General features: G+C 74.5%; 26 protein-coding genes. 9 read left to right on the top strand and 17 right to left on the bottom strand.

Going from position 1 to position 23033, the window contains the following annotated elements:
- Nucleotides 1–40 precede the first annotated feature (40 nt).
- The gene (locus tag ACFQ11_RS19545; protein ID WP_378300553.1) at nt 41–1018 is read left to right on the top strand and encodes an NAD(P)-dependent alcohol dehydrogenase; all 978 of its coding nucleotides are present in this window, start codon (nt 41–43) and stop codon (nt 1016–1018) included.
- A gap of 24 nt (nt 1019–1042) precedes the next feature.
- Here the strand turns inward: ACFQ11_RS19545 and ACFQ11_RS19540 are convergent, their stop codons facing one another.
- A complete protein-coding gene (locus tag ACFQ11_RS19540) occupies nt 1043–2062 on the bottom strand; it encodes an aldo/keto reductase (protein WP_378300551.1) in 1020 nt (339 codons plus the stop codon).
- Nucleotides 2063–2201: 139 nt separating this feature from the next.
- On the opposite strand from ACFQ11_RS19540, the gene ACFQ11_RS19535 reads away from it, so the two are divergent.
- Nucleotides 2202–2777: a TetR/AcrR family transcriptional regulator gene (locus ACFQ11_RS19535; RefSeq protein ID WP_378300549.1), complete on the top strand. Its 576-nt coding sequence runs from the start codon at nt 2202–2204 to the stop codon at nt 2775–2777.
- A gap of 19 nt (nt 2778–2796) precedes the next feature.
- Here the strand turns inward: ACFQ11_RS19535 and ACFQ11_RS19530 are convergent, their stop codons facing one another.
- From ACFQ11_RS19530 to ACFQ11_RS19510, 5 genes are all read right to left on the bottom strand, one after another.
- A complete protein-coding gene (locus tag ACFQ11_RS19530; protein ID WP_378300547.1) occupies nt 2797–3573 on the bottom strand; it encodes an ABC transporter permease in 777 nt (258 codons plus the stop codon).
- 1 nt (nt 3574) lies between these two features.
- Nucleotides 3575–4486, bottom strand: a complete 912-nt coding sequence (locus ACFQ11_RS19525) for an ABC transporter ATP-binding protein (RefSeq protein ID WP_378300544.1) — start codon at nt 4484–4486, stop codon at nt 3575–3577.
- Nucleotides 4487–4648: 162 nt separating this feature from the next.
- Nucleotides 4649–5011: a cupin domain-containing protein gene (locus tag ACFQ11_RS19520; protein WP_378300542.1), complete on the bottom strand. Its 363-nt coding sequence runs from the start codon at nt 5009–5011 to the stop codon at nt 4649–4651.
- Between the two features lie 76 nt (nt 5012–5087).
- Nucleotides 5088–5855, bottom strand: a complete 768-nt coding sequence (locus ACFQ11_RS19515) for a DUF4352 domain-containing protein (RefSeq protein WP_378300540.1) — start codon at nt 5853–5855, stop codon at nt 5088–5090.
- Nucleotides 5856–5931: 76 nt separating this feature from the next.
- Nucleotides 5932–6666: a DUF6882 domain-containing protein gene (locus ACFQ11_RS19510; RefSeq protein WP_378300538.1), complete on the bottom strand. Its 735-nt coding sequence runs from the start codon at nt 6664–6666 to the stop codon at nt 5932–5934.
- A 417-nt stretch (nt 6667–7083) separates the two neighbouring features.
- Between ACFQ11_RS19510 and ACFQ11_RS19505 the strand changes: the two genes are divergently transcribed.
- Both ACFQ11_RS19505 and ACFQ11_RS19500 read left to right on the top strand, forming a co-directional pair.
- Complete coding sequence (locus tag ACFQ11_RS19505) at nt 7084–7452, top strand: nuclear transport factor 2 family protein (RefSeq protein ID WP_378300536.1); 369 nt, start codon at nt 7084–7086, stop codon at nt 7450–7452.
- A 61-nt stretch (nt 7453–7513) separates the two neighbouring features.
- On the top strand, nt 7514–7894 hold the full coding sequence (locus ACFQ11_RS19500; RefSeq protein ID WP_378300534.1) for a DUF1330 domain-containing protein: 381 nt from the start codon (nt 7514–7516) through the stop codon (nt 7892–7894).
- Here ACFQ11_RS19500 and ACFQ11_RS19495 read toward each other — a convergent pair.
- A complete protein-coding gene (locus ACFQ11_RS19495; protein WP_378300532.1) occupies nt 7876–8217 on the bottom strand; it encodes a cupin domain-containing protein in 342 nt (113 codons plus the stop codon). The two genes, ACFQ11_RS19500 and ACFQ11_RS19495, sit on opposite strands and share 19 nt — an antisense overlap.
- 12 nt (nt 8218–8229) lie before the next feature.
- Nucleotides 8230–10965 (bottom strand): helix-turn-helix transcriptional regulator, encoded by a 2736-nt coding sequence (locus tag ACFQ11_RS19490; RefSeq protein WP_378300530.1) that lies wholly within the window; start codon nt 10963–10965, stop codon nt 8230–8232.
- Nucleotides 10966–11214: 249 nt separating this feature from the next.
- Here ACFQ11_RS19490 and ACFQ11_RS19485 point away from each other — a divergent pair, with 249 nt between their 5' ends.
- The 3 genes from ACFQ11_RS19485 (at nt 11215) to ACFQ11_RS19475 (ending at nt 13271) form a co-directional block, all read left to right on the top strand.
- Nucleotides 11215–11730 (top strand): nitroreductase family protein, encoded by a 516-nt coding sequence (locus tag ACFQ11_RS19485; protein ID WP_378300528.1) that lies wholly within the window; start codon nt 11215–11217, stop codon nt 11728–11730.
- Nucleotides 11731–11901: 171 nt separating this feature from the next.
- A complete protein-coding gene (locus ACFQ11_RS19480; protein ID WP_378300526.1) occupies nt 11902–12687 on the top strand; it encodes a lytic polysaccharide monooxygenase in 786 nt (261 codons plus the stop codon).
- The gene (locus tag ACFQ11_RS19475) at nt 12684–13271 is read left to right on the top strand and encodes a DUF305 domain-containing protein (RefSeq protein WP_378300524.1); all 588 of its coding nucleotides are present in this window, start codon (nt 12684–12686) and stop codon (nt 13269–13271) included. Before ACFQ11_RS19480 ends, ACFQ11_RS19475 begins: the two co-directional genes overlap by 4 nt.
- A gap of 58 nt (nt 13272–13329) precedes the next feature.
- Here the strand turns inward: ACFQ11_RS19475 and ACFQ11_RS19470 are convergent, their stop codons facing one another.
- Nucleotides 13330–13980 carry a hypothetical protein gene (locus ACFQ11_RS19470; RefSeq protein WP_378300522.1) on the bottom strand — a complete coding sequence of 217 codons (651 nt, stop codon included), beginning with the start codon at nt 13978–13980 and terminating at the stop codon, nt 13330–13332.
- A 197-nt stretch (nt 13981–14177) separates the two neighbouring features.
- On the bottom strand, nt 14178–15515 hold the full coding sequence (locus tag ACFQ11_RS19465; protein ID WP_378300520.1) for a HAMP domain-containing sensor histidine kinase: 1338 nt from the start codon (nt 15513–15515) through the stop codon (nt 14178–14180).
- A gap of 51 nt (nt 15516–15566) precedes the next feature.
- On the opposite strand from ACFQ11_RS19465, the gene ACFQ11_RS19460 reads away from it, so the two are divergent.
- On the top strand, nt 15567–16070 hold the full coding sequence (locus tag ACFQ11_RS19460; RefSeq protein ID WP_378300518.1) for a hypothetical protein: 504 nt from the start codon (nt 15567–15569) through the stop codon (nt 16068–16070).
- A gap of 5 nt (nt 16071–16075) precedes the next feature.
- Here ACFQ11_RS19460 and ACFQ11_RS19455 read toward each other — a convergent pair whose 3' ends face one another.
- The 6 genes from ACFQ11_RS19455 to ACFQ11_RS19430 form a co-directional block, all read right to left on the bottom strand.
- Nucleotides 16076–16753, bottom strand: a complete 678-nt coding sequence (locus ACFQ11_RS19455; protein ID WP_378300516.1) for a response regulator transcription factor — start codon at nt 16751–16753, stop codon at nt 16076–16078.
- Between the two features lie 61 nt (nt 16754–16814).
- On the bottom strand, nt 16815–17351 hold the full coding sequence (locus ACFQ11_RS19450; RefSeq protein WP_378300514.1) for a carboxymuconolactone decarboxylase family protein: 537 nt from the start codon (nt 17349–17351) through the stop codon (nt 16815–16817).
- A gap of 53 nt (nt 17352–17404) precedes the next feature.
- Nucleotides 17405–18202: an SAM-dependent methyltransferase gene (locus ACFQ11_RS19445; RefSeq protein ID WP_378300512.1), complete on the bottom strand. Its 798-nt coding sequence runs from the start codon at nt 18200–18202 to the stop codon at nt 17405–17407.
- 107 nt (nt 18203–18309) lie between these two features.
- Nucleotides 18310–19962, bottom strand: a complete 1653-nt coding sequence (locus ACFQ11_RS19440; protein WP_378300510.1) for an ABC transporter permease — start codon at nt 19960–19962, stop codon at nt 18310–18312.
- Nucleotides 19962–20927 (bottom strand): ABC transporter ATP-binding protein, encoded by a 966-nt coding sequence (locus ACFQ11_RS19435; RefSeq protein ID WP_378300508.1) that lies wholly within the window; start codon nt 20925–20927, stop codon nt 19962–19964. The genes ACFQ11_RS19440 and ACFQ11_RS19435 overlap by 1 nt, the downstream gene beginning before the upstream one ends.
- Before the next feature lie 150 nt (nt 20928–21077).
- The gene (locus ACFQ11_RS19430; protein ID WP_378300506.1) at nt 21078–21788 is read right to left on the bottom strand and encodes a TetR/AcrR family transcriptional regulator; all 711 of its coding nucleotides are present in this window, start codon (nt 21786–21788) and stop codon (nt 21078–21080) included.
- Nucleotides 21789–21947: 159 nt separating this feature from the next.
- Between ACFQ11_RS19430 and ACFQ11_RS19425 the strand changes: the two genes are divergently transcribed.
- On the top strand, nt 21948–22382 hold the full coding sequence (locus ACFQ11_RS19425; protein WP_378300504.1) for a nuclear transport factor 2 family protein: 435 nt from the start codon (nt 21948–21950) through the stop codon (nt 22380–22382).
- 152 nt (nt 22383–22534) lie between these two features.
- Here the strand turns inward: ACFQ11_RS19425 and ACFQ11_RS19420 are convergent, their stop codons facing one another.
- The gene (locus ACFQ11_RS19420) at nt 22535–22999 is read right to left on the bottom strand and encodes a carboxymuconolactone decarboxylase family protein (protein ID WP_378300502.1); all 465 of its coding nucleotides are present in this window, start codon (nt 22997–22999) and stop codon (nt 22535–22537) included.
- Nucleotides 23000–23033: the final 34 nt, after the last annotated feature.

Raw genomic sequence — 23033 nt, 5'->3', positions numbered from 1 at the left:
GGCGGCCCGCCGGGGGACGCCCGGACGGAAAGAAGGCGCCGTGAAGGCATGGACTTGGGACCGTTACGGTCCGCCCGACGTGCTGGCCCTCAAGGACGTGGACGTGCCGGACATCGCCCCGCGTGAGGTGCTCGTGCGGGTCCGGGCGGCCTCCGTGAACCCCTACGACTGGCGCCACCTGCGAGCGCACCCCAACCTGGTCCGGCTGAGCGCCGGCCTGCGGCGGCCGAGGCCGGGCCTGGTCCTCGGCGCCGACCTCGCCGGCGTCGTCGAGCGGGTGGGCGACGGCGTGACCGATCTGCGGCCCGGCGACGAGGTCTTCGGCGAGGTCGCGCTGGGCGCGTTCGCCGAGGCCGTCGCCGTCCCGCGCGACCGGCTCGCCGTCAAGCCCGCCCGCCTGAGCTTCGAGCAGGCCGCGTCGGTGTCGATGGCCGCGCACACCGCGCTGCAGGGGCTGCGCGACGCCGGCCGGATCGCCGCCGGGCAGCGGGTGCTGATCAACGGCGCGTCAGGCGGCGTCGGCACGTTCGCCGTCCAGCTCGCCCGGACGTTCGGCGCCGAGGTGACCGGCGTGTGCAGCACCCGCAACGTGGAGCTGGTGCGTTCCCTGGGCGCGGACGACGTCGTCGACTACACCCGCGCCGACTTCACCGAACGGGACGGCTACGACCTGCTGATGGACATCGTGGGCGACCGGTCGACGGCGAGGCTGCGGCGCCCGCTCACCCGCCGCGGCACCCTCGTGATCGTCGGCGGCATCGCCTCCCCGCGCCGCGGCCTGCTCGGGCCCGCGGGGCAGATCGTCCGCGGGGCCCTGGTCGCCCCGTTCGTCCGGCAGCGCATCGCCCACGTGAGCTGGAAACCGAACTCCGCGGACCTGCGGTTCCTGGCCGACCTCATGGAGAAGGAGCAGGTCACGCCCGTCATCGACCGGACCTACCCGTTCGCCGACCTCCCGGAGGCGGTGCGCCACGTCGAGGGCGGCCACGCCCGGGGCAAGGTCGCCGTCACCGTCTGAACCCGGCCCCCGGGCGGACGGGCGTCAGCGGCGCCGCAGCGACGCGTCGAGCAGCGCGGGCGGGGTGTCGAACTTCTCGTGCGGGGCGAGGTCCACGCCGGGGGCGACGATCTCGTCGATCGCGTCCAGCACGTCCGCGGACAGGACGGTGTCGGCCGCGGCGACCTGGGAGTGCAGGTGCTCCAGGGTGCGGGGGCCGATGAGCGCGCTGGTGACGGCCGGGTGCGCGGTCACGAAGCCGAGCGCGAGCTGGACCATCGTCAGGCCCGCCTCGTCCGCGACCACGGCGAGCCGCTCGACGGCGTCGAGCCGGGCCCGGTTGTGCGGCAGCGACAGGTCGAAGCGGTCCGGCAGGGACTTCGCACGGCTGGTGGCGATCTCCCGTCCCTTCCGGACCGCGCCGGACAGCCAGCCGGACGCCAGCGGGCTCCACGCCAGCACGCCGAGCCCGTACTCCGCGGCGACGGGCAGCACGTGCTCCTCGATGCCGCGCTGGAGGATCGAGTAGGCGGGCTGCTCGGTGACGTAGCGGCTCAGGCGGTGCTCGCGGGCGGCCCACTGCGCCTGGACGATCCGGTACGCGGGGAACGTCGAGGAGCCGAAGTAGCGGATCTTGCCGGCCCGCTGCAGGTCGGTGAGCGCCGACAGGGTCTCCTCGTCGCCGGTCCTCGGGTCCCAGCGGTGCATCTGGTAGAGGTCGACGTGGTCGACGCCGAGCCGGCGCAGGCTGTCGTCCAGCGCGGTGACCAGCCAGCGGCGGGAGCCGCCCTGCCGGTTGCGCTCGTCCCCCATCGGCATGGTCGCCTTCGTGGCCAGCACGATGTCGTCGCGGCGGCCCGCGATGGCCTTGCCGACCATCTCCTCCGACTCGCCCCGCCCGTACATGTCGGCGGTGTCGATGAGGTTGATCCCGCTCTCCAGAGCGGCGTCGACGATGGCGGTGGCCTCGTCCTGGGTGGTGCGCCCGATGGCGCCGAAGTTCATCGCGCCGAGTGCGAGGGCGCTGACCTGCACGCCCGTCCGGCCCAGAGTGCGGTACTGCATGGTGTGGTCCTCCAATAAGGGGCAGGGGTCGACCGCCGGTTCCCGCTCTGCCATCATGGAGAAAGCGGAACCGTGTCCCGTTTGACGATACGGAACGCTGTCCCGCTTAGCAAGCCCGGCATGGAGAGTGGAGGAAACGGTGCAGGACGACCGGGGCGCCCGCCCCAAGCGCGCGGACGCCCGGCGCAACGAGAAGACCCTGCTCGACGCGGCCGCCGCGGCGTTCGTCGAGTCCGGCGTGGACGTGCCGGTGCGCGACATCGCGGCCCGGGCCGGGGTCGGGACGGCCACCATCTACCGCCACTTCCCGACCCGGGCGGACCTGATCATCGCCGTCTACCGGCACCAGGTCGAGGCGTGCGCCGAGGCCGGCCCGGCCCTGCTGGAGAGCTGCGCGACGCCGCACGCCGCGCTGGCGCGGTGGATCGACCTCTTCGTCGACTTCCTGGTCACCAAGCACGGGCTCGCCTCCGCCCTGCGGTCCGACGAGGCCGGCTTCGAGGCGCTGCACGCCTACTTCCTCGACCGCCTCGTCCCCGTGTGCGGGCGGCTCCTCCAAGCCGCGGCCGACGCCGGCGAGATCCGCTCCGGCCTGGACGCCTACCAGCTCATGCGCGGCGTCGGGAACCTGTGCATCGGCGCGGACACCGACACCCGCTACGACGCGCGACGCCTGGTCGGGCTCCTCGTCGCGGGCCTCCGCCGCCCCGGCTGACCCCGGCGGCGGCCGTCCGCTAGGCGTCGCGGCGGCGCAGCACGACCAGCCCGGCCGCCGACGAGACCAGCGCCCACAGCGCGAGGACGAGCAGGGCGACCGCCGCACCGTACGGCTCGTCCGCACCGGTCATCAGCACGGCCCCGGCCTCGCTCGGCATGAGGTCGGCGAAGGACTCCAGCCACGACGAACCCACGACCCCCAGCAACTGCGGCACCGCCAGCAGCACCAGGATGAGGGTGGTGATGGTGCCCGCGGCGCTGCGCAGGACGGCGCCGAGACCGACGCACATCACCGCGAGGAAGGCGAGGTACAGGCCCGCGCCGAGCGCGGGGGCGAGGAGCTGCCCGGCCGAGTAGTCGCCCGGGGCGCCCATCAGCGGGGCGGCGACGAGCGTGCCCAGCACGCTGAAGACGAAGCCCGCCACGACGACGGCCGCCGCGACGACCAGCGTCTTCGACAGCAGCATCCGCCCGCGCACCGGGACGCTCTGGAGCGTCGTCCGGATGGACCCGCTGGAGTACTCGCTGGTGAGCGCGAGGGTGGCGAGCACCACCACGGTCAGCTGCGAGATCAGGAACGCCTGCGACGCGTGGTGCGGGGCCGGCGTGGTGACGTCGACCCCCTTCGCCGCGCTCGCGGCCGCCGACGATCCCACCATCGCCGCGAACCCCACCGTGAGCAGCAGTCCCATGGCGAGGTTCCACCAGGTCGCGCGGACGCTCTTCAGCTTCGTCCACTCGAACGCGACGGCGCCCTTGAACCCGCCCCCGCGGGGGGCCGTTGTGGTCGTCATGTCACGCCTTCCGGTTCGGGGAGCCGTACTCCACGCTGGCCGCCGTCAACTCCATGTACGCCTGCTCCAGGCTGGCCTTGCGCATGCTCAGCTCATGGACGCGGACCCGGTTCTCGAACGCCGCGTCACCGATCTGCTCCATGGTGCCGCCGACGACGATGAGTTCCTCGCCCGCCGCCTCCACGCTCATGCCGGCCCGCTCCAGCGCCCGTCCGAGCAGGCCGGGCTCCGGCGTCCGGACCCGGACGGCGGTGAGCGAACTGCCCGCGATGACGTCCTCGATCGGGGCGTCGGCGATGATCCGGCCGCGGCCGATGACCAGCAGATGGTCGGCGGTCTCCTGCATCTCGCTCATCAGATGGCTGGACACGAACACCGTCCGCCCCTCCGCGGCGAGCGAGCGCATCAGCTCGCGCACCCAGCGGACGCCGTCCGGGTCGAGCCCGTTGACCGGCTCGTCGAACAGCAGCACCTTCGGGTCGCCGAGGAGCGCCCCGGCGATCCCCAGCCGCTGGCCCATGCCGAGGGAGAACGACCCGATGCGCTTCTTCGCCACCTCGCCGAGCCCGACGATGTCCAGCACCTCGGCGACCCGGGACGCCGGAATCCCGTTGCTGCGGGCCAGGCCGAGCAGGTGCTGGTACGCCGATCGTCCGGGATGCCCGGCGCGGGCGTCGAGCAGCGCCCCCACCTCCCGCATCGGGTGCCGCAGCTCCGCGTACCGCCTGCCCCCCACCAGCGCCCGCCCCGACGTCGGCGCGTCGAGTCCGACGATCATCCGCATGGTGGTCGACTTCCCCGCGCCGTTCGGGCCGAGGAACCCCGTGACCTTCCCCGGTCTGATCGCGAACGAGAGGTCCGACACGGCGGTCTTGTCGCCGTAACGCTTGGTCAGCCGGTCCAACGTGATCATTCGGCTCCTTCCAACACGCCGACGACGCTACGGAGCCGGCCACTCGCGGGACATCCGCCGATCGGCGACGGCCGCACCCGACTTTCGACAGGTGCCGAGCGGCCCCGGTACGGCGGCGGGCCGCGTTCCTCGCGGAACGCGGCCCGTCTCCGGCCGTGCGGGTCAGTCCCCGGACGCCTGCGCGTACACGCCGATGCCCCCGGCGAAGTCGAACACCACGCACGGTTCGTCCCCGACGACCCAGGCGTCGTGCCCGGGCGACACCACGAAGACGTCGCCGGGCTCGGCGTCCGCCTCGGTGCCGTCGGCCATGACCACGTGGAGCCTGCCCTTGACGACGTAGCCGTTGTGGTGGACCTCGCACAGGTCGGTGCCCGAGATGTCCTTCAGCGACTCGGTCCAGCGCCAGCCGGGCTCGAACGTCGCCCTGCCGAAGACGAGCCCCGGCAGCTCGACGATTTCCAGGTGCCCTTTCGGGAAGTCCCGGCGCTGGTCCGGCTTCTCGATGTTCTTGGCTTCGATCATGATGGCCCCCTTTTCCATCACCGCCTCCCACCCTTCTCCGGACACGGTGCGCGCGCAAGAAAGCGGGCGTAGATCCCTAGCCGACCGGGAACCGGAGGCCCCTGCCGCCGTCCGCCGCGTGCAGGTCGAGGGCACGCGGCGTGAACCCGCGGGGAACGTCGAACACCAGGTACCCCCGGACGGACGCCCCGGGCCGCAGGGTCCACGCGGGGTGCGTGCGCCGTCCCTTGGCGAGGAGCATTCCGGTGCGGTGCGCGTCATCGCCGTGCAGCCGCTGCGTCCGCGCCTCGAGAACCGACTCCGCCGAGCCCGTGTTGGCCACGGTCACCCGGACCCGGCACATCACGCCCCGGACGACGATCGCCTTCACTTTCCGTCCGCATTCCGGGGCCGACGCGGTGAACCTCATGTCGCCGTCCATCGCGGGCACGTCGAACGCCGCCTCCACCGGGCGGTTCACGTAACGCTGGACCTCGCGTCCGCCGACCACCGCGCCCGCGAGGGCGCCCAGGACGAGGACCGCGAGGACGATCCGGGGGCCGGCCGTCCGCCCGCCGGAAAGCCGGATATCGCGTACGGCGAGCCAGCAGATCTGCAGGGTGACGAGGAGATCGACGACCGCGAGGAGCGGCAGCAGCCAGTCCGCGGCGGCCCGCCGGTAGCTCGTGAGCACCAGCAGGGCGATGCCCGCGGCCAGGAACTGCACCCCGATGATGGCGCCGAACGCCTGCAGGACGCGGCGGACGGCGCCGACGGGCGGCGGGACCGCGGCGGGCGCCGGCTCGCCGAACGGCCGTCCGTCCGGTCCGACGAAGTCCGGCCGCGTGATCTGGGGATCCGACACCCGCCGCAGCGTACGATCCGCCACCGACGAAGATCGAATTCGTTTCCGTTCCGGGCGGCCTTATCCGCCGAATGGGTCAGAGCGTTTCGGCGCCCGACCGGGCGGTGATCTCGCCGACGCGGTTGTACTGGTCGAATTCGACGCCGATCGTGAAGTCGGGCCCGGTGATGGTCAGCTTCGCGTGGTCGGGGGTGAACGCCGCGCCGAGCCCGCGCAGCCGCGCGTAGCCGTGCACCGCCCGGCGGTGGTCGCGCAGCCCCAGTTCGGCGATGGCCTGCTGGAGGACGCGCATGACGCGCGGGAACTCCGGCGGCGGGAGCCGGAACTCGGGGTGCTCGATGAGGAACGCCGCGCGGGTGCCCGACCCGACGTCGGCGTGGTAGTGCGTCCAGCAGCCCGTGACGGCCTTCGCCGCGTCCAGCAGCGCCCCGGCGACCCGGGCCGGCTCGAACCTCGGTTCGGCGGGCCCGCCGGGCAGCGCGCCGAACGGGACCTCCGCCGCCGCGAGCTGCTCGATCCCGTGCTGCCGGCCGAACTCGCGCACCCGCACCGAGTGCGCGATCAGCGGCTCGGCGTAACCGGACGGGTTCGCCCACGCCCACAGCCACGACCCCGGCCCGGGCGCCGCGCTGCCGAGCAGATGCACGCGGCTGCACACCAGTGCGCGGCTCCCGGCGAACTCGAACCGCTGTTCCTCAAGGTCGACGTGCCAGTTGTGCTCCCCGACGACCTCCTCCAGCCGCACCTGATGTTCAAGGGAGAAAATCGCCGCATCGTCGAGAACGTTGGCGAGAGTGATCACTTCGGACATGCGGGCAGGGTAGTGGCACGAACCCACCTGACGTGGACGAACGCGACTCAAGGTCGCCGAGGCGGACCGAGCGGCGCACAAGTCCGCAAGACGGCGCTCCCACCCTCGGCGCTCCCACCCTCGGCGCGCCCACCGGCGAACCGCCACCGGCGCCGAGGAACGCCCGGGGGCGAGTCTTCCCGGACGAGGCCAAGACCTCCGTTCGCGTGGAGGTGTGGGACGAGGGGGCCGCACTCCCGGTCGTCCGGCCGGAGAGGCACGACGCGACGAGCGGGCGGGGACCGCCGCGATCATCGAGCTCGTGGGTTGCGGGGTGAGGGGTGAGGGGTGGAAGTACTTAAGCGTGACAGATTCCCTGCTTCTGCCGCGTCCCTAGCTTGGTGATCACAGGAAAGAGCGCACCCCAGGGAGAAGCACATGAGCGACGTCACCGAGCTGGTCCAGCGTTACCTCACCGCGTGGAACGAGACCGACGCCGACGCGCGGCGGGCCGTCCTGGCGGACGTCTTCGCCGAGGACGCGGTCTACACCGACCCGCTGGCGTCCGTCCAGGGACGGGACGGGCTCGACGCCACCATCGCGGCCGTGCAGGCGCAGTTCGGCGGGCTGGTCTTCAGCCTCGGCGGCGCGGTGGACGCCCACCACGACATCGCCCGGTTCACCTGGCACCTGGGCCCGGAGGGCGGCGAGCCCGTCGTCATCGGCTTCGACGTCGCGGTGATCGGTGCGGACGGGCGGATCCGGCAGGTGCTCGGCTTCCTCGACAGGGTGCCGGCCGGAGCCTGACCGCTTTCCGGGGCGGGCCGCGCGACCGGCCCGCCCCGTCCACGCACACCGAGGAGGAACCGTGACCGCCTACGTCATCGCCCACCTGCAGGACGCCCCTCCGCACCCGGAGATCGCGGACTACATCGAGCGCCTGCCCGGCACCTTCGCGCCGTACGGCGGCCGTTACCTCGTGCACCTCACCGCGCACGAGGTGCTGGAGGGCGGCTGGCCCGGAGCCGTCGTGATGGTCGGCTTCCCGGGTATCGCCGAGGCGCGGGCCTGGTGGGACTCGCCCGCCTACCGGGAGATCGCACCGCTGCGCTCGCGGCACATCGAGGGCGACATCATCCTGGTCGAGGGCGTCCCCGACGGCTACGACCCGGCGCCCGCCGCGCGGGCCATGCGGGACGCGCTCGCCGCCGGACGGCCCGGGCCGGCTCGTCAGGCGGGGGTGTCGTAGTTGAACCCGAAGGCGCGGACGCCGGTCTCCGTGCGGGGCCGGTGGCTCGTCCCGGGGCCGAACGCCACGTAGGTGCCCGGTCCGTGGGCGAGGTCCCCCTCGATGAGCTCGCCGCGCACGACGAAGTACGCCTCGCCGTAGGTCTCGTGCACGTCGAGGCCCGGCCATTCGGCGCCCGGGGCGAGGTCGATCACCCACGTCCGGATGCCCGGCATGCCCGGGAGCATCCGGACGTGGACGCCGGGACCGAGCTCGACCGCCGGGACCTCGTCGACGTCCACGGGGATGATCTGTCCGGGAAGTACCTGTTCGGAAGCCGTCACCGGGGCAGCCTCTCACAGCCCGAGCCGGCCGGCGGCGTCCTTCAGCTCGCCCCGGGAGGCGATGCCGAGCTTGGGATAGGCCTTGTAGAGGTGGTAGCCGACGGTCCGGTGGCTGAGGAAGAGCCGCGCCGCGATGTCGCGGTTGGACAGGCCCCGCGCGGCGAGCCGGACGATCTGGAGTTCCTGCGGGGTGAGGGCGGCGGCCGCGCCGCCGGTCCGCGCGCCCCGGTCCCGGACGCCCGTCGCGGTGAGCTCGCCGCGGGCGCGTTCGGCCCACGGGCGCATGCCGAGCCGGTCGAAGACGTCCAGGGCGTCCTGCAGCCGCCCGCGCGCCTCGGCCTTGCGCCGGGCCCGGCGCAGCCACTCGCCGTAGAGCAGCGCGGTCCTGGCGTATTCGAGCGCGCGGTCGTCCCGGTCGTGCAGTCGGAGGGCGTCCGTGTAGAACGCCTCGGCCCGGTCGTCGGCGGCCAGCAGCCCGCGGCAGCGCAGCACGAGCGCGTCCGCCCACGGCAGCCGGACCGACCCCGCCCACCGCTCGAAGCGCTCCAGCGGCTCGTGGGCGCGCTCCGGCGCCCCGACCCGGACGGCCGACTCCACCAGGTCGGGCGTGGAGCGGGTGGCGCAGATGTGGTGGCGCATCGGCTCGCGGGTCAGCCGCTCGAAGCGGGCGAGCGCGGACTCGGCGCGGCCGAGCCCGAGGTCCAGCAGCCCGAGCGACCAGTGCGCCCACGGCGCGCCGGGCGAGACGCCGCCGACGGCGGCGCCGGCGAGGCCGTCCTCGGCGTTGCGGCGGCAGTCCGCCTCCCGTCCCCGCGCCGCGTCGAGGTAGGCGAGCACGCTGCCGAACTGGCCCGTCCACTGCCGCTGCCCGGTGTCGCGGGCGAGCCCGAGGGCCTCGGACGCCGTGGCGAGCGCGTCCAGATGCCGTCCGGTGAACACCTCGCCCTCGGCCACGAAGAACAGCACTGTCGGGAGCCGTCCCGCGCCGCCCCGGGCGCGCTGCTCGGCGGCCAGCGCCGTCGCCAGCGCGTGCGCGCCGGCGTCCTGCCCCAGCGCGAGCGCCGCACCGCACAGGATCATGAGGACCTGGTCGGGGACGCCGCCCCGCCGCCGCACCGCCTCGACGGTGCCGTCGAGGGACGGCGGCCGGCCGGCGCGGTCCCGGTCGAGGTGGGCGAGGAAGGGGGCGACGGGCGCGAACGGGCTCGTGCCGTCCAGCGGGAGGGCGGTCAGCCGGTCCAGCGTCTCCGCGAGCGCCCGCTCGCCCAGGTACCAGGACGGGTGGACGGCCTGGACCAGCAGCGCGGCGGCCCGGTCCGGGTCGGTGTCGCGGACGTGCGCGGCGCCGTCGAGCAGCGTCCGGCGGGCGGCGGCGTAGGACCCCTGCCAGAAGTCCGCGTGCGCCCGCACGGCGGCGATCCGCGCGGTCCCGGCCGGATCCGGCTCCAGCCGCCGGGACGCGCTCGCCCCCAAGGCCCTGGCACGTTCCAGGTCGCCCGCCTCCAGGGCCGCCTCCGCCGCCAGGGCCTCGCGGCGGGCCCGGGCGCCGGGCCCGGCGGTCAGCCGGGCGGCCTGCTCGTACGCGGCCGCCGCCGCCTTGTGCCCGCTGCGCTCCCGGGCGCGGACGGCGGCGCGTTCGAGCGCGGCGGCGACCTCGTCGTCGGCTCCGGTGGCGGCGGCCGCCAGGTGCCAGGCCCGGCGATCGGCGTGCTCGGGCGCGTCGAGGACGGCGGCGAGCGCGCGGTGGACGGCGAGCCGCCGCCCGAGCGGCGCCCGCTGGTAGACGGCGGCGCGGACGAGCGGATGGCGGAAGCGGATCGTGCCCTCGGCGTTCCCGCGCAGCACCAGGCCGGCCCGTTCGGCGGGGGCCAGGGCGTCGGCGGTCGCGCCCAGCTCGGCGGCGGCGCGCAGGATCACGCCCACCTCGCCGGACTCCTCGGCCGCCGCCGCCAGCAGCACGCTCTGGCACGCCTCCGGCATCCGGCTGACCTGGCCGTGGAAGGCCAGCCGCAGCCGGTCGGTCAGCGGGAGGGCGCGCGGCGCGAACGTCCCGCCGCCTTCGGCGGCCAGGGCGACGGGCAGTTCCAGCAGCGCCAGCGGGTTCCCGCCCGCTTCGGCGAGCAGGCGGTAGCGCAGGGCGGGAGCGAGCGGGGACCGGTCGAGCAGCGCGGCGGCCGCCTCCGGGGACAGCCCGGCCAGCCGCAGCTCCGGCAGGCCCGCCGCGGGGAAGGCGCCCTCGCCGTCCCGGACGGCGAACAGCATCACCACGCCCTCGGCCCGCAGGCGCCGGGCGGCGAACAGCAGCGCGTCCCGCGACGCCCGGTCGAGCCACTGCGCGTCGTCGATCAGGCAGAGCGCGCCGTCCGTCCCCGCGTAGTCGGTGAGCAGGGACAGCACGGCGAGTCCCACCAGCATCGGGTCGGCGCCGTCTCCCGCGCCGAGCCCGCACGCCGCCTCCAGGGCAGCGCGCTGCGGAGCGGGCAGCGCGGGGAGACCTCCCAGGGCCGGACGCAGGAGCAGGTGGAGTCCCGAGTACGGGAGTTCCGCTTCGAACTCGACGCCCGTGCCGCGGACCGTCCGCATGTCCCCGGCCGCCGCGGCGGCGTGGTCGAGGAGCGCCGTCTTGCCGATGCCCGGCTCCCCGCGCAGCACCAGCACCGCACTGTCCCCGCGGCGCGCCGCGGCGAGCAGATCCGCGACCGCCGCGACCTCCGCCTCTCTCCCGCACAGCTCGACCGGCCCCACCATGACCCACCTCGCCCCTTTTGTCCCCCTCTAGAGATACAGGCTCCGCCACGGTCCCGGCCGGCATCGAGCCGGACGGCGGCGCGGCCCTGGACGGCCCGCGCCGGACGCTCCCCTCCTCTGATCGACAAAAGAAGATCTCAACAATTGACAAAGAGTTCCGTTCTCACCGACGTTTCGACGCCGATTCCAAAGCGGGCGTGTCCAGGCCGACGCCGGTTTCCTCCAAAACCCGGCGGGTAGTCCACCGGAATGGAGACATGGGACGCCATCACCTCTCGGCGGAATGTTCGGAAGTTCACGGACGAACATATCCCGGACGGCGATATCGATCGCATTCTCGAGGCGGCCCGGCGGGCGCCGTCCTCCAAGAACTGGCAACCCTGGGATTTCGTCGCCGTCACCGACCGTGACCAGTTGGCCGATTTGGCGGGCGTCGGACGGTACGCCGATTACCTGGGCGGCGCCGCGGCGGCCATCGCCCTGGTCGTCCGTGACTTCGAGGAGGCGTCCGAGCGCGAGACCGCGTTCTTCGATCTCGGGCAGGCGAGCATCAGCATCATGCTCGGCGCGGTCGACCTCGGCATCGCCAGCGGGCACGCGGCCGTCTTCGACCAGGACGCCGCCCGCCGCGTCCTCGGGCTTCCCGGCGACCGCGTCTGCCCCTACGTGGTGGCCCTCGGCTATCCCGCCGCGCGCCCGCTGAAGCCGGTCGAGCGGCCGAACCGCCGGTCCTTCGACGACGTCGTCCACCGCCATCGCTGGTGACGCGCGGACCGCCGCCCAGTGGGCGCCAAGGGCCCTTGCGCGGCTTCATGGGGGTTTCCGAGGTCGTTAAGGCGGCTTTAGGGCGGGCGTCGTTACCGTCCCGACGGCAAGAGCGGCAGGCCGGACGTCTCCGGTCCGGCGGCCGCCGGACACCACGTTGGGAAGGTCTCCATGCGCAGATCGGTCGCATATCCCCTCACCGCCCTGGCCGCCGTCGGGTCGACCCTGTTCGTCGCGAGCCCCGCGTCGGCGCACGGGTACGTCTCGTCCCCGCCGAGCCGGCAGGCGCTGTGCGCGAAGGGCACCGTCTCCGGCTGCGGGCCCATCCAGTGGGAGCCGCAGAGCGTCGAGGGGCCGAAGGGCCTGCGCAACTGCCACGGCGGGAACGCGCAGTTCGCGGAGCTGTCGAACAAGAACCGGAACTGGCCCGCGACGAACGTCGGGAAGACCGCGACGTTCAACTGGGTCATCACCGCGCGGCACCGCACCGCGAACTGGCAGTACTTCATCGGCGGGACGCGCGTCGCGTCGTTCGCCGGGAACAACCAGATGCCCGGCACGGTGGTCGCGCACAAGGTCGACCTCAGCCGCTTCTCGGGACGGCAGACGGTGCTCGCGGTGTGGAACATCGGCGACACCGCGAACGCGTTCTACAACTGCGTCGACGTGAACATCGGCGGCGGTTCCGGCGGGACGGCCCGTCCGCCCGCCGGCCCGAAGCCCACGGGCGAGCCGCCGACGAAGCCGACCACCCGGCCGTCCACGGGACCGTCCACGGGGGCGCCCGCGCAGCCGAGGCCGCCCGCGGCCGGGACCGAGTGGAAGGCATGGCAGACGTACAGGGCGGGCGACGTCGTGACGTACCAGGGCAAGAAGTACCGCTGCCGGCAGGCGCACCAGTCGATCCGCAGCTGGGAGCCCTCGCAGTTCACCCTGGCCCTCTGGCTTCCGCTGTGAAGGCCCGGGCCGCGCTGGCCGCGGCCGCCGTCCTCGCACCGCTGCTGCTGACGGCGTGCGGCGGCGGCGAGGACGCGGACGGACGCCCGGTGAGCGCCGCGACCCCGGCGGCGAAGCACAACGACGGCGACGTGATGTTCCTGCAGATGATGATCGAGCACCATCGGCAGGGGCTCGAGATGGCGGAACTGGCGGCCGAGCGGGCGCCGAGCCCGGACGTGCGCGTCTTCGCGGGGGCGGTCGAGGCGACGCAGACCGAGGAGGCCAAACGGATGATCGCCTGGCTCCAGGCGTGGTCGAAGCCCCTGAAGGCGCAGCACGGGCACGGGCACGGTCACCACTCGGCGCACGGCGCGATGCCCGCCACCGGCGCCAAGGAGATCGCGGCGCTGAAGCGGGCGAAGGGCGCGGCGTTCGAGACGGCGTTCCTCAACCTGTTCATCGCCCACCGGCACAACGCCGTCGAGATGGCGCGGACGGAGCTCGCGGAGGGCGCGAACCCGGACACGAAGGCGTTCGCCGAGCGGGTCCGGGACTCCCGGACCGACCAGATCCAGCAGATGCTCGGCATGCTCGGCACCTGACGCCCGGACGGACGGCGCCCCGGCACGGACGTGCCGGGGCGCCTTCGGCGTTCACGGGTCAGTTCGGCGATCCCGCGTACTCGAGCTCGTGCCGGTGCGCCTCCATCTTGGGCGGGACGACGGGGAGCGGACGGCCCGTGACCGCGGTGTACCGCAGCAACGCGACCATCGGGAACGCGACGTCCGCGAGGTCGAGCCGCAGGGTGACGACCGGGCCGTCGAGCATGTAGAGGGCGCCGACCGGGCGGTACATCGCGTCGCACGTCCACGGCCGCGGGAACCGGCCGACGGTCGCGCCGGTGAAGTCGTCCACGACGTCCAGTGCGCCGGACGGCATGGGCTCCAGCACCAGCCCGGCGGGCAGCGTCACCCGGAAGCACAGCTCGGGCGGCGCCTCGTCGCGGTGCAGCACCGCCGACAGCAGGACCCCGGTCGCGGTGCCGCGCGCGACCAGATCGGTGCCGGGCGCGACCGCCGGGAACGTGCGCAGGGTCGGCCGGGCCACGATCGGGAACCCGTCGCCCCGGACGAGCGGGGCCAGCCGGAGCCACCGGCCGTGCGCGGTGGCGAGCCACGCCCCGTCCGCGGCCCGCCCCTCCCAGCGGTAGGCGCCGCCGTCCTGCTCGGCGGGCCACACGTCGCCGCGGACGGACATGAGATGCGACGTCACCCACACCGCCATGGCGGCCCCGTTCGTTGACTTCTCCACGGCGCTCTTTCTCCCGAAGGAACCGGCACGGCCGGTCGATGTGGCGGGCGCGCCGCGGCGGCCCCCGCCCGCCGCGACGTCCGCCGCCCCTCCCGGACGGCCACGCGGCGGTGGCGGGTCCGGCATCCAGGACCTTAGGGAGCGCCGGATTAGTGCCGCCTGACCTCGGCCTTAAGAGCCGCATAAAGGCGTTGCGCTCAGCGCCGCGGCCCCGTACGGCGGCCCCGTTTCGCGCGGCCCGGCGCGTCCGGCTCGGTGCGCAGCCACATCTGGATGCGGGCGCCGCCGAGCTGCGGGGACCGGTCCACGCGCAGGCTGCCGCCGGTGGCGGCGGCGAGCCGCCGGGCGATGTCGAGGCCGAGCCCCGTGGACCCGGCGCCGGACGTCCCGCGGCGCAGCGCGGCCCGCTCGTCGGCGATGCCCGGCCCGGCGTCGGCGAACAGCAGGCCCACGGCGTGCCGCCCCCGGTGCACGGTGACGGTGAACCCGGCGCCGCGCGGGGTGTGCCGGAACACGTTGCCCATCAGCGCGTCGATCGCCGCGACCAGCTCGGCGCGCGCGACCGGCACCGGGACCGGGCCGTCCGGCGCGATGAGCTGGTGCGGGCGGCCCTGGTCCTCGGCGAGCGCGGACCAGAACTCCAGCCGTTCCCGGACGACGTCGGCGGCGTCGCACCCGGCGGCCTGCGGGCGGGGCCGCCGGGCGGCGGCGATGAGCGCGTCGATCTCGCCCTCCAGCCGGGCCAGGGCCTCCCGGCCGCGGTCGAGGCGGCGGGGGTCGCCCGGGTTGGCGACGAGCCCGTCGATGCTCAGGCGGAGGGCGGTCAGCGGGGTGCGGAGCCGGTGCGACAGGTCCGCGGCGGTCTCCCGTTCGGTCGCCAGCAGGCCCGCGACCTGCTCGGCCATCGTGTTGAACGCGGTCGCGGCGGCCCGCAGCTCGCGCGGGCCGTCCGGCGTGACCCGCACGTCCAGGTCGCCGGCGCCGACCCGGCCGGCGGCGTCGGCGAGCCGCCGGGACGAGCGGACGACGCGGGTGGCGAGCCGGTCCCCCATCGCGACGGCGACCGCGCCGAGCGCGAGCGCCACCCCGGCGAGCGTCAGCCACGCCTCGGTCACGCCCCGGGACAGTTCCGCGCCCGGGACGAACACCTCGACGACCGCGGCGGGCGCGCCGTCCCGCACCACCGGCCGCAGCAGCACCTCCCCGCCGCGCAGCCCGGCCACGAACGCCCGGCCGCCGTCGCGGGCCGCGGCGACGTCGCCGGGCGCGGCGTGCGGCGTCCCGACGGTGGCGGACGGCAGGTGCAGCGCGAGCCGCCCGTCCGCCCCGGCCTCGGTGGACGCGACGGCGTCGGCGAGGACGTCCGGGTCCGCGGTGATCGCGAGCACCGGGATCAGCGACGCGGCCTGCCGTTCGGCGCCCGTCAGGGCCCGGTCGCGGGCGATCTGCTTCACCACCAGGCCGAGCGGGAGCAGGAACGACACCGCGACCATGGTGGTCACGGCGAACGCGACGAGGGCCAGGGTGCCGCGCATGCCGCCCGGACCCGGGCCCCTCATCGCGGCCGTCCGGTCATAATGTCCGCCATGCGTATACGGTTCGCGACCGCGTGGTGCACGGCGACGCTGGCCGGTCTCACGGTGAGCTGGTGGGGCGTGCAGCACGCCGTCGGCGGCACGGCGCTCGGCGACGCGCCCGCGGCGGCGGTCCCGGCCCGCACCGGACGGCCGCCCGCGCCGCAGAGCCCGCCCGCGTCGTCGCCCGCGAAGCGGGAGACGCTGGCGCCGTCGCCGAGCCGGACGCCCGCGAGCCCGTCAGCCACGCCGACCGCCGGACGGTCCGCGGCGCCGCCGGGGGCGTCGTCCGAGGGGCGGCTGCGCACCTTCACGCTGAAGTCGGGACGGGTGGTGCTGGAGGTGCACGAGTACGGTGCGCGGCTCGTGTCCGCCTCCCCCGAGCGGGGGTTCACGGTCCGCGAGTGGCGCCGCGAGGAGTGGCTGCGGGTGGACCTGACGGACGGCGAGCACGGCTCGGCCGTGTTCGCGACCTGGAACGGCCATCCGACCCTCGTCGAGGTGCACGAGTACTGACCGGGTCACGGGGCCGTCAGCATCACGCCGACGCCGCGGACCGTGTGCAGGTAGCGGGGGCGCGCGGCGGTCTCCCCCAGCTTGCGGCGCAGCCACGACATGTGGACGTCGAGGGTCTGGTCGTCGCCGTTCGCCTGCCGCCACACCTCGGCGAGGACCTCCCGGCGGCGCACCACCCGGCCGGACCGGGCCGCGAGGAACGCGAGGAGGTCGAACTCCAGGCGGGTGAGCCGCAGCGGCGTCCCGTCCAGGCTGGCGCGGCGCGCGTCCCGGTCGATGCGCAGGCCGCCCACCTGCAGGACGTCCGGCGGCGCGTTCGTCCGGACGCGGCGCAGCACCGCGTGGATGCGCGCGTCGAGCTGGTCGCCGGAGAACGGCTTGACCACGTAGTCGTCGGCGCCGGTGCGCAGCAGCCGGACGATCTCGCGCTCGTCGTCCCGCGCGGTCGCGATGATCACGGGGGTGTCGGTGACGGCGCGCAGCATCTTCAGCGCCTCGGCGCCGTCGAGGTCGGGCAGCCCGAGGTCGAGGACGATCATGTCGTAGCCGTGGCCGTCGGTCGCCTCGCGCAGCGCGTCCAGCGCGCGCACGACGCTGTGCACGGCGTGCCCGAGATCGGTCAGCTCGTGGATCAGCGCCTGCCGGACGATCTCGTCGTCCTCGACCAACAACACCGTCGCCATGACGGCCAAAATAGAACAATCTTCGTGTTCGCGGCGCCCGTTCGGGCTGTTCGGGGCGAGGTCAGCGCGGGAAGTACCCCTCGGCGGTGAGCCGTTCGGCGGCGCGCGCGTAGAAGGACTGGTCGGACGGGACGGCCGTCGCGAGGCCGTCCACGTACCGGTTGTACATGCAGAACGCGGCGGCGATGAGCACCGTGTCGTGGATCTCGACGTCGGTCGCCCCGGCGGCGCGGGCGGCCGCCACGTGCTCCGCACCGACCTCGCGCCCGCCGCGCCGCACGGCCGCCGCGATCGCCAGCAGCGCCCGCAGCCGGTCGGACACGGGCGCCGTGGACGGGTCCGCGTGGACCCGCTCGACGAGCGTCGCCCCGCCGGGAAGCTGCACGGCGGCGCACGCGCCGTGGGTGGAGGCGCAGTAGCGGCACCCGTTCAGCTCCGACACGTACGCGCCGATCAGCTCGCGCTCGCCGCGCTCCAGCGGGCCGGGGCCGCGCAGCAGCGTCTCGGCGAGCATCGAGAGCGGCCCGGCCGTCTCCGGGCGGAACCGCAGCAGCGAGGGCAGCCCCGGGATGCCGTCGTCCAGATCGATGTGCGCCAAATCCTGCCTCCCGCCGGGCCTATCCGTATCGCCCGATACTGCCCGTTCGGTGATCAGGAGGGTAGTTTTCTCGCCACTCCACAAAAGGTCATGGTCTCCTTCGGCTCCCCCCACGGGCTCGGCTCCGGACGCCAGTGCGGGCACGACACCACCCCGGGTTCCAGCAGCTCCAGGCCGTCGAACAGCGCCTCGATCTCCTTCGCCGTCCGCGCCCGGATGAGCTGCGGCGTCCCGCTGGAGTTCCACGCGTCCGTCGCCGCGCGCGTCACGTCCACGTCCAGGCAGGCGTGCGAGAGCGCGACGAAGCTGCCGGGGGCGAGCGCGTCGGTGAACGCCCGCAGGATCCGCCGCGCCTCGCCGTCGTCGGTCACGAAGTGCAGCAGCGCGAGCATCATCAGCCCGACCGGACGGTCGAAGTCGAGCGTGCGCGCGGCCCCGTCCAGGATGCGCGCGGGATCGCGGACGTCCGCGTCGATGTAGTCGGTCGCGCCCTCCGGGGTGCCCGCGAGCAGCGCCCGCGCGTGCGCGAGGACGAGCGGGTCGTTGTCGACGTACACGATCCGGCTCTCGGGCGCGACCCGCTGCGCGATCTCGTGCGTGTTGTCGACCGTCGGCAGCCCCGTCCCGACGTCGAGGAACTGCCGCACCCCCTCGGTCCCCGCCAGGTGCCGGACGCACCGGCCGAGGAACAGCCGGTCGCTGCGGGCGGCCGACACGATCCCCGGGACCTCCCGGGCGACGCGCTCGCCCGCGGCGCGATCGACCTCGTAGTGGTCCTTGCCGCCGAGCCAGTAGTCCCAGACGCGTGCGGAGACCGGCCGATCGGTCTGGAAACGCTCGTCGGGGGGCATACCGGCCTCCTCGTCAAGGAATGTCGGGGACGACAGTACAACGCGGACGCGCGGACGTCCGGAACCGGTGCCCGCCCGGAGGCGGCGGGCACCGGTTCCGGACCGGGTCAGCGCAGGTCGAGGTCCCGGCGGCGGAAGGCGGCGAACCCGGCCGCGACGAGCGCCGCGGCGATCAGGGTGAGGACCACCAGGGGCGTCCAGCTCATCTCCGCGCTCGGGAGCATCGGCACGTGCCCGAACGGGGACAGGTCGTCCATCCACCCCGGCAGTTGCAGCAGCCCGCCGAACGTCGTGACGAAGACGGCGTACACCACGATCGCCCACGCGGCGGGGATCGCGCGCGGTGCCAGGCCGAACAGCGCGAGCGCCGCCCCGCCCGTGATCCACACCGCCGGGGTGTAGGCGAGCGCGGCGCCGACCGTCCTCGGCAGCAGCCCCGCGTCGCCGACCGACATCGCCGCCGCGGCCCCCGCGCCGAGCCCGGTGAGCAGCAGCATCACGACGCCGCCCGCCAGCGCGACGGCCACGTGGCCGGCGAGCCACCGGGTCCGCGACACGGCCGTCGCCAGAACCGGCTCGGCCCGCCCGGCGATCTCCTCGCTCCGCGGCTTCTGCATCGCCAGGATCACCTGGACGCCGCAGACCGCCGCCAGCATGGACGCGATCACGCTGACGAACCGGTCGGCGAGCGACGAACCGGGCAGGGAGCCCACCCAGTCCTGCAGCGCCGCGTTCTCGGCGATCGCGTCCCGCACGTCGCCCGCGAACGCCCCGTACACGGCGCCGAGCGCGGCCATCGACACCGCCCACCACAGCAGCCCGGAGCGCTGGAGCCGCAGCGCCAGCCCGAGCGGCGTGCCGAGGGACGCCGACGCGGTCCGCGGCCCTGGACGCGGCGGCAGCAGGCCCGCGCCGACGTCGCGGCGCGCGGCCAGCGCGAACGCCGCGGCGAGCAGGCCGCCCGCCAGCAGCAGCGCGAGCGCGAGCGGCCACCACCGGCCGTCCACGTACACCTTCGTGGCCTGCGCCCATCCGATCGGCGACAGCCACGACAGCGCGCCGCCGCCCATGTCGCCGACCGCCCGCAGCGTGTACGCGACCGCGATCAGCGCGCCCGCGATGCCGCTCGCGGCCCGGCCGTACTCGGTGAGCTGCACGGTGACGGCCGCGACGGCGGTGAAGACCAGCCCCACCGCGGTCAGCGCGGCGCCGAACAGCAGGGAGCCCGGCCATGTCACGGTCTCGATGCCCGAACCGCCCAGTGCGAGCGCCGTCAGCGCGCCCAGCACGACGTTCGCGCCGCCCACCACGAGCACCGCGGCGGCGAGCGGCGCGTGCCGTCCCACCACCCCGGCGCGGACGAGCTCGGCCCGTCCGGCCTCCTCCTCGGCCCGGGTGTGCCGGACGAGCAGCAGGACGCTCATCAGCGCCGCGAAGATCGCGACGAAGCCGAGCATCTCGTTCGCGAGCATCGCCCCGTAGGTGTAGTCGCCGAGGCCGTGCCCCGGACCGCTGAACGCGGCGCCCGCCGGGCTGTCGACCAGGTCGGCGCGCGACTGCCGGTCCGCGGCCGTGGGGTAGGTGGAGGCGAGGTTCGAGGCGGTCATCGCCGTGCCGAGCGACAGGGCGAGCAGCCACACCGGGAGCCGGACCCGGTCGCGGCGCAGCATGAACCGCGCGAGCGTCCCGGTGCCGGTGAGCGTGCTGTCGCCCGCCGGACGGCTGCCGGTCGCGGCGCCGGTCTCGGTCGCGACGGCCATCACGCCCCCTTCCCGTCCCGCGCGGCCGTACCGTCCGCGACGCCCTCGACGGGCACGCCGTTGTCCGCGAGCTCGTCGCCGTAGTGCCGCAGGAACAGCTGCTCCAGCGTCGGCGGCCGGCTGATCAGCGTGCGCGGGACGAACTCGCTCAGCCGGCGGACGACCGCGCCCAGATGCTCGGCGTCGACGTCGAACCGCACCCGCCCGTCCTCGGCGGTGAACTCGTGGACGCCGGGCAGCCCGTCGAGCCCGGTGACGCGGCGTTCGGTCTCGGCCTCGATGGTGGTGCGGGTCAGGTGCCGCAGGTCGCGGAGGGCGCCGCTCTCCACGATCCGGCCGAGCCGGATGATGCTCACCCGGTCGCACAGCTTCTCGACCTGGCCGAGGATGTGGCTGGACAGCAGCACCGTGCGGCCCTCCGCGCTCGCCTCGGCGACGCACTCCTGGAACACCGCCTCCATCAGCGGGTCGAGCCCCGCGGTCGGCTCGTCCATGATGAGCAGCTCGGCCCGCGAGGCCAGGGCCGCGACCAGCGCCACCTTCTGCCGGTTGCCCTTGGAGTACGTGCGTCCCTTCTTGGCGGTGTCGAGGTCGAAGCGGTCGCACAGCTCGTCGCGGCGGGCCCGGTCGAGGCCGCCGCGCAGCCGGGCCAGCAGGTCGATGGCCTGCCCGCCGGTGAGGTTGGGCCACAGGTCGACGTCACCGGGGACGTAGGCGATGCGGCGGTGCAGCGGCACCGCGTCGCGCCAGGGGTCGCCGCCGAGCAGCCGGGCCGTCCCGGCGTCGGCGCGCAGCAGGCCCAGCAGGATCCGGATGGTGGTCGACTTCCCGGCGCCGTTGGGGCCGAGGAAACCGTGGACTTCGCCGGTGCGGACGGTCAGGTCGAGACCGTCCAGGGCGCGGGTCCGGCCGAACGACTTGACCAGGCCGGACACCTCGATGGGGAATGCGGAACTTGCGGTCATGACAACACCTCGTGACGGGTGCGGAGGACGGGGGTTCACGCGGGCGCGCGGCGCCGCGGCGGTGGTGGAGGACGGCCGGGTGGGCCGTGTGCGCGCACCATGGGCCGTCCGGCCGGAATCGCGCGGACGGACGGGGGGTGCGTGAGCGGGTCAGGCGGGCGGGTCGGAGTCGGCCTTGCGGGCGGCCGCGTCGGACGTGGGGATGCGCGGCCCGGTCGACTCGGCGAGCATCCGGTCCAGGGTCGCGCGCATCTGCACGACCAGCTCCGGGGCCAGCAGGTCGTCGGTGAGGATGTCGAGCATCGCGCGCGCCATGCGCGCGTACCCCTCGGGGCCGAGCATGTCGGCGCCCAGCGCCCGCGAGATGTGCTCGTGGATCACGGTGAGGCCGAAGTTCAGCCCCGTGATGACGACCGCGTAGGCGTGCGGGTCGGAGGTGTTCGGCCGGGACAGCCCCGGAGTGTCGCCCTTGAGCATCTCCTTGCCGGCCCGGACGGCGTCGTCGAACAGCTCGGCCGCCCCGGGCGAGCCGTCCACCAGCGCGCGGGCGAGGTAGCGCTGCAGCGGCAGCACCTCGTTCATCGCCGCCGTGGTGAAGCCGGGGTTGGCGATCCCGCCTTGTAGACCCTCCAGCTTGGTGCGTTTGAGGGTCTCCAGGGCGTACTCGTCGCAGGCCCGGCGCAGCGCCTCCTTGGAGCCGAAGTGGTGCTGCACGAGCCCCGGCGAGACCCCGGCCGCCCGCGCGATCCCGCGGATCGTCGCGCCGTTCACGCCGTGCTCGGCGAACTCCCGGAGCGCCGCGTCGCGGATGCGCGCGCGTGCCGTCAGCTCCTCGGCGGCCCGCTCGCGCATCTCGTCCATGCCTCCAGTATGCAATACAAGCGTTCAATCTGCAATACGCGTGTACCGCACGCATGGTGACGCGACGGTGACAGGAGTTCCCCAGGTCGGGACGGCTCCGCCGCAACCCGGCCCGCGTGCCCGGTGTTCCCGGAGCGACACCTGCGAGAGGAACGGACGATGGACGCCTGGAGCGTCATGCAGAACTTCTACGCCGCCGAGGCCGCCTACGTGGCCGCGGGCGGGTACGGCACGGCCGACTACGGCGCGGTCGCCGCCTGGCTGGACCCCGAAGTGGTCCTGTACCAGGCGCCCGGCCTCCCGTTCACCGGCACGGGAACGTGGCGCGGCCACGACGGCATGGAACGGTTCCTCGCGCGGTTCAGCGAGGTCTGGGAGTCGATGGAGTTCCTGGACCAGGAGCACCGGGGCGACCGGGACACCGTGGCGGTGCGCAACCGGGTCCGGTTCCGCGCGCGGGCGACGGGACGGGCGGTCGAGACGGAGGTCCTGCAGTGGATCACCGTCCGGGACGGCCGCATGCTCGAATGCCGCCCCGTCTACTGGGACCCCGCCGCCGTCGCCGCGGCCTGCGCACGGACGGACGCCGCATAGCGGGCACGCCCGTCCGTGCGCCCCCGGCCGCGAACGACCGGGGGGGCGCCCCGCCCGATCCGGCGCCCGCCCCGGCGCCGGGCGGGCGCCCGGGCATGGTCGGGCCCCGCGCGGTCAGGGCGCCGATGAGCCGCGTGGGGCCGGGGGCCCGGTCAGGTCCACTGGCCGGGCTGGTAGTCGCCGGCGGGCTGGCGGACGATGACGTTCATCCGGTTCCAGGCGTTGATGACCGCGATGAGGGACACCAGCTCGGTGAGCTGGTCCTCGTCGTAGTGCTTCGCGGCGTTCGCCCAGACCTCGTCGGAGACGCCGCCGTCCGCGAGGCGGGTGCCCTGCTCGGCGAGGGCGAGGGCGGCGCGCTCGGCCTCGGTGAACACCGTCGCGTCCCGCCAGGCCGCGACGAGGTTGAGGCGCACGGGCGTCTCCCCGGCGTGCGCGGCGTCCTTGGTGTGCATGTCGGTGCAGACGCCGCAGCCGTTGATCTGGCTGGCGCGGATCTTCACCAGCTCCTGCGTCGCGGGCGGGAGTGCGGATTTCCCCGCGGTGGCCGCCGCCTGAAGGTGCTTCATGAACTTGGTCGCGGCGGGGTTGCCGTAGTAGTCGAACCGGGCTTCCATGGCGATCTCCTCGTGGTGTCGATGGTGACACCGC

Source organism: Actinomadura sediminis, assembly GCF_042675525.1.
GTDB classification, from domain to species: Bacteria; Actinomycetota; Actinomycetes; order Streptosporangiales; family Streptosporangiaceae; genus Spirillospora; species Spirillospora sediminis.
The sequence above is the reverse complement of the archived record's forward strand: the minus strand, read 5'-3'. Positions and strand labels throughout refer to the sequence as shown.

Coding starts and splice junctions, on each gene's coding strand:
- ACFQ11_RS19540 (WP_378300551.1), bottom strand. CDS start 2,062: ATGCAGTACCGCACTCTGGGCCGGACGGGCGTGCAGGTCAGCGCCCTC.
- ACFQ11_RS19530 (WP_378300547.1), bottom strand. CDS start 3,573: ATGACGACCACAACGGCCCCCCGCGGGGGCGGGTTCAAGGGCGCCGTC.
- ACFQ11_RS19525 (WP_378300544.1), bottom strand. CDS start 4,486: ATGATCACGTTGGACCGGCTGACCAAGCGTTACGGCGACAAGACCGCC.
- ACFQ11_RS19520 (WP_378300542.1), bottom strand. CDS start 5,011: ATGATCGAAGCCAAGAACATCGAGAAGCCGGACCAGCGCCGGGACTTC.
- ACFQ11_RS19510 (WP_378300538.1), bottom strand. CDS start 6,666: ATGTCCGAAGTGATCACTCTCGCCAACGTTCTCGACGATGCGGCGATT.
- ACFQ11_RS19505 (WP_378300536.1), top strand. CDS start 7,084: ATGAGCGACGTCACCGAGCTGGTCCAGCGTTACCTCACCGCGTGGAAC.
- ACFQ11_RS19490 (WP_378300530.1), bottom strand. CDS start 10,965: ATGGTGGGGCCGGTCGAGCTGTGCGGGAGAGAGGCGGAGGTCGCGGCG.
- ACFQ11_RS19485 (WP_378300528.1), top strand. CDS start 11,215: ATGGAGACATGGGACGCCATCACCTCTCGGCGGAATGTTCGGAAGTTC.
- ACFQ11_RS19480 (WP_378300526.1), top strand. CDS start 11,902: ATGCGCAGATCGGTCGCATATCCCCTCACCGCCCTGGCCGCCGTCGGG.
- ACFQ11_RS19465 (WP_378300520.1), bottom strand. CDS start 15,515: ATGCGCGGCACCCTGGCCCTCGTCGCGTTCGCCGTGACCACCATGGTC.
- ACFQ11_RS19460 (WP_378300518.1), top strand. CDS start 15,567: ATGCGTATACGGTTCGCGACCGCGTGGTGCACGGCGACGCTGGCCGGT.
- ACFQ11_RS19455 (WP_378300516.1), bottom strand. CDS start 16,753: ATGGCGACGGTGTTGTTGGTCGAGGACGACGAGATCGTCCGGCAGGCG.
- ACFQ11_RS19445 (WP_378300512.1), bottom strand. CDS start 18,202: ATGCCCCCCGACGAGCGTTTCCAGACCGATCGGCCGGTCTCCGCACGC.
- ACFQ11_RS19440 (WP_378300510.1), bottom strand. CDS start 19,962: ATGGCCGTCGCGACCGAGACCGGCGCCGCGACCGGCAGCCGTCCGGCG.
- ACFQ11_RS19435 (WP_378300508.1), bottom strand. CDS start 20,927: ATGACCGCAAGTTCCGCATTCCCCATCGAGGTGTCCGGCCTGGTCAAG.
- ACFQ11_RS19430 (WP_378300506.1), bottom strand. CDS start 21,788: ATGGACGAGATGCGCGAGCGGGCCGCCGAGGAGCTGACGGCACGCGCG.
- ACFQ11_RS19425 (WP_378300504.1), top strand. CDS start 21,948: ATGGACGCCTGGAGCGTCATGCAGAACTTCTACGCCGCCGAGGCCGCC.
- ACFQ11_RS19420 (WP_378300502.1), bottom strand. CDS start 22,999: ATGGAAGCCCGGTTCGACTACTACGGCAACCCCGCCGCGACCAAGTTC.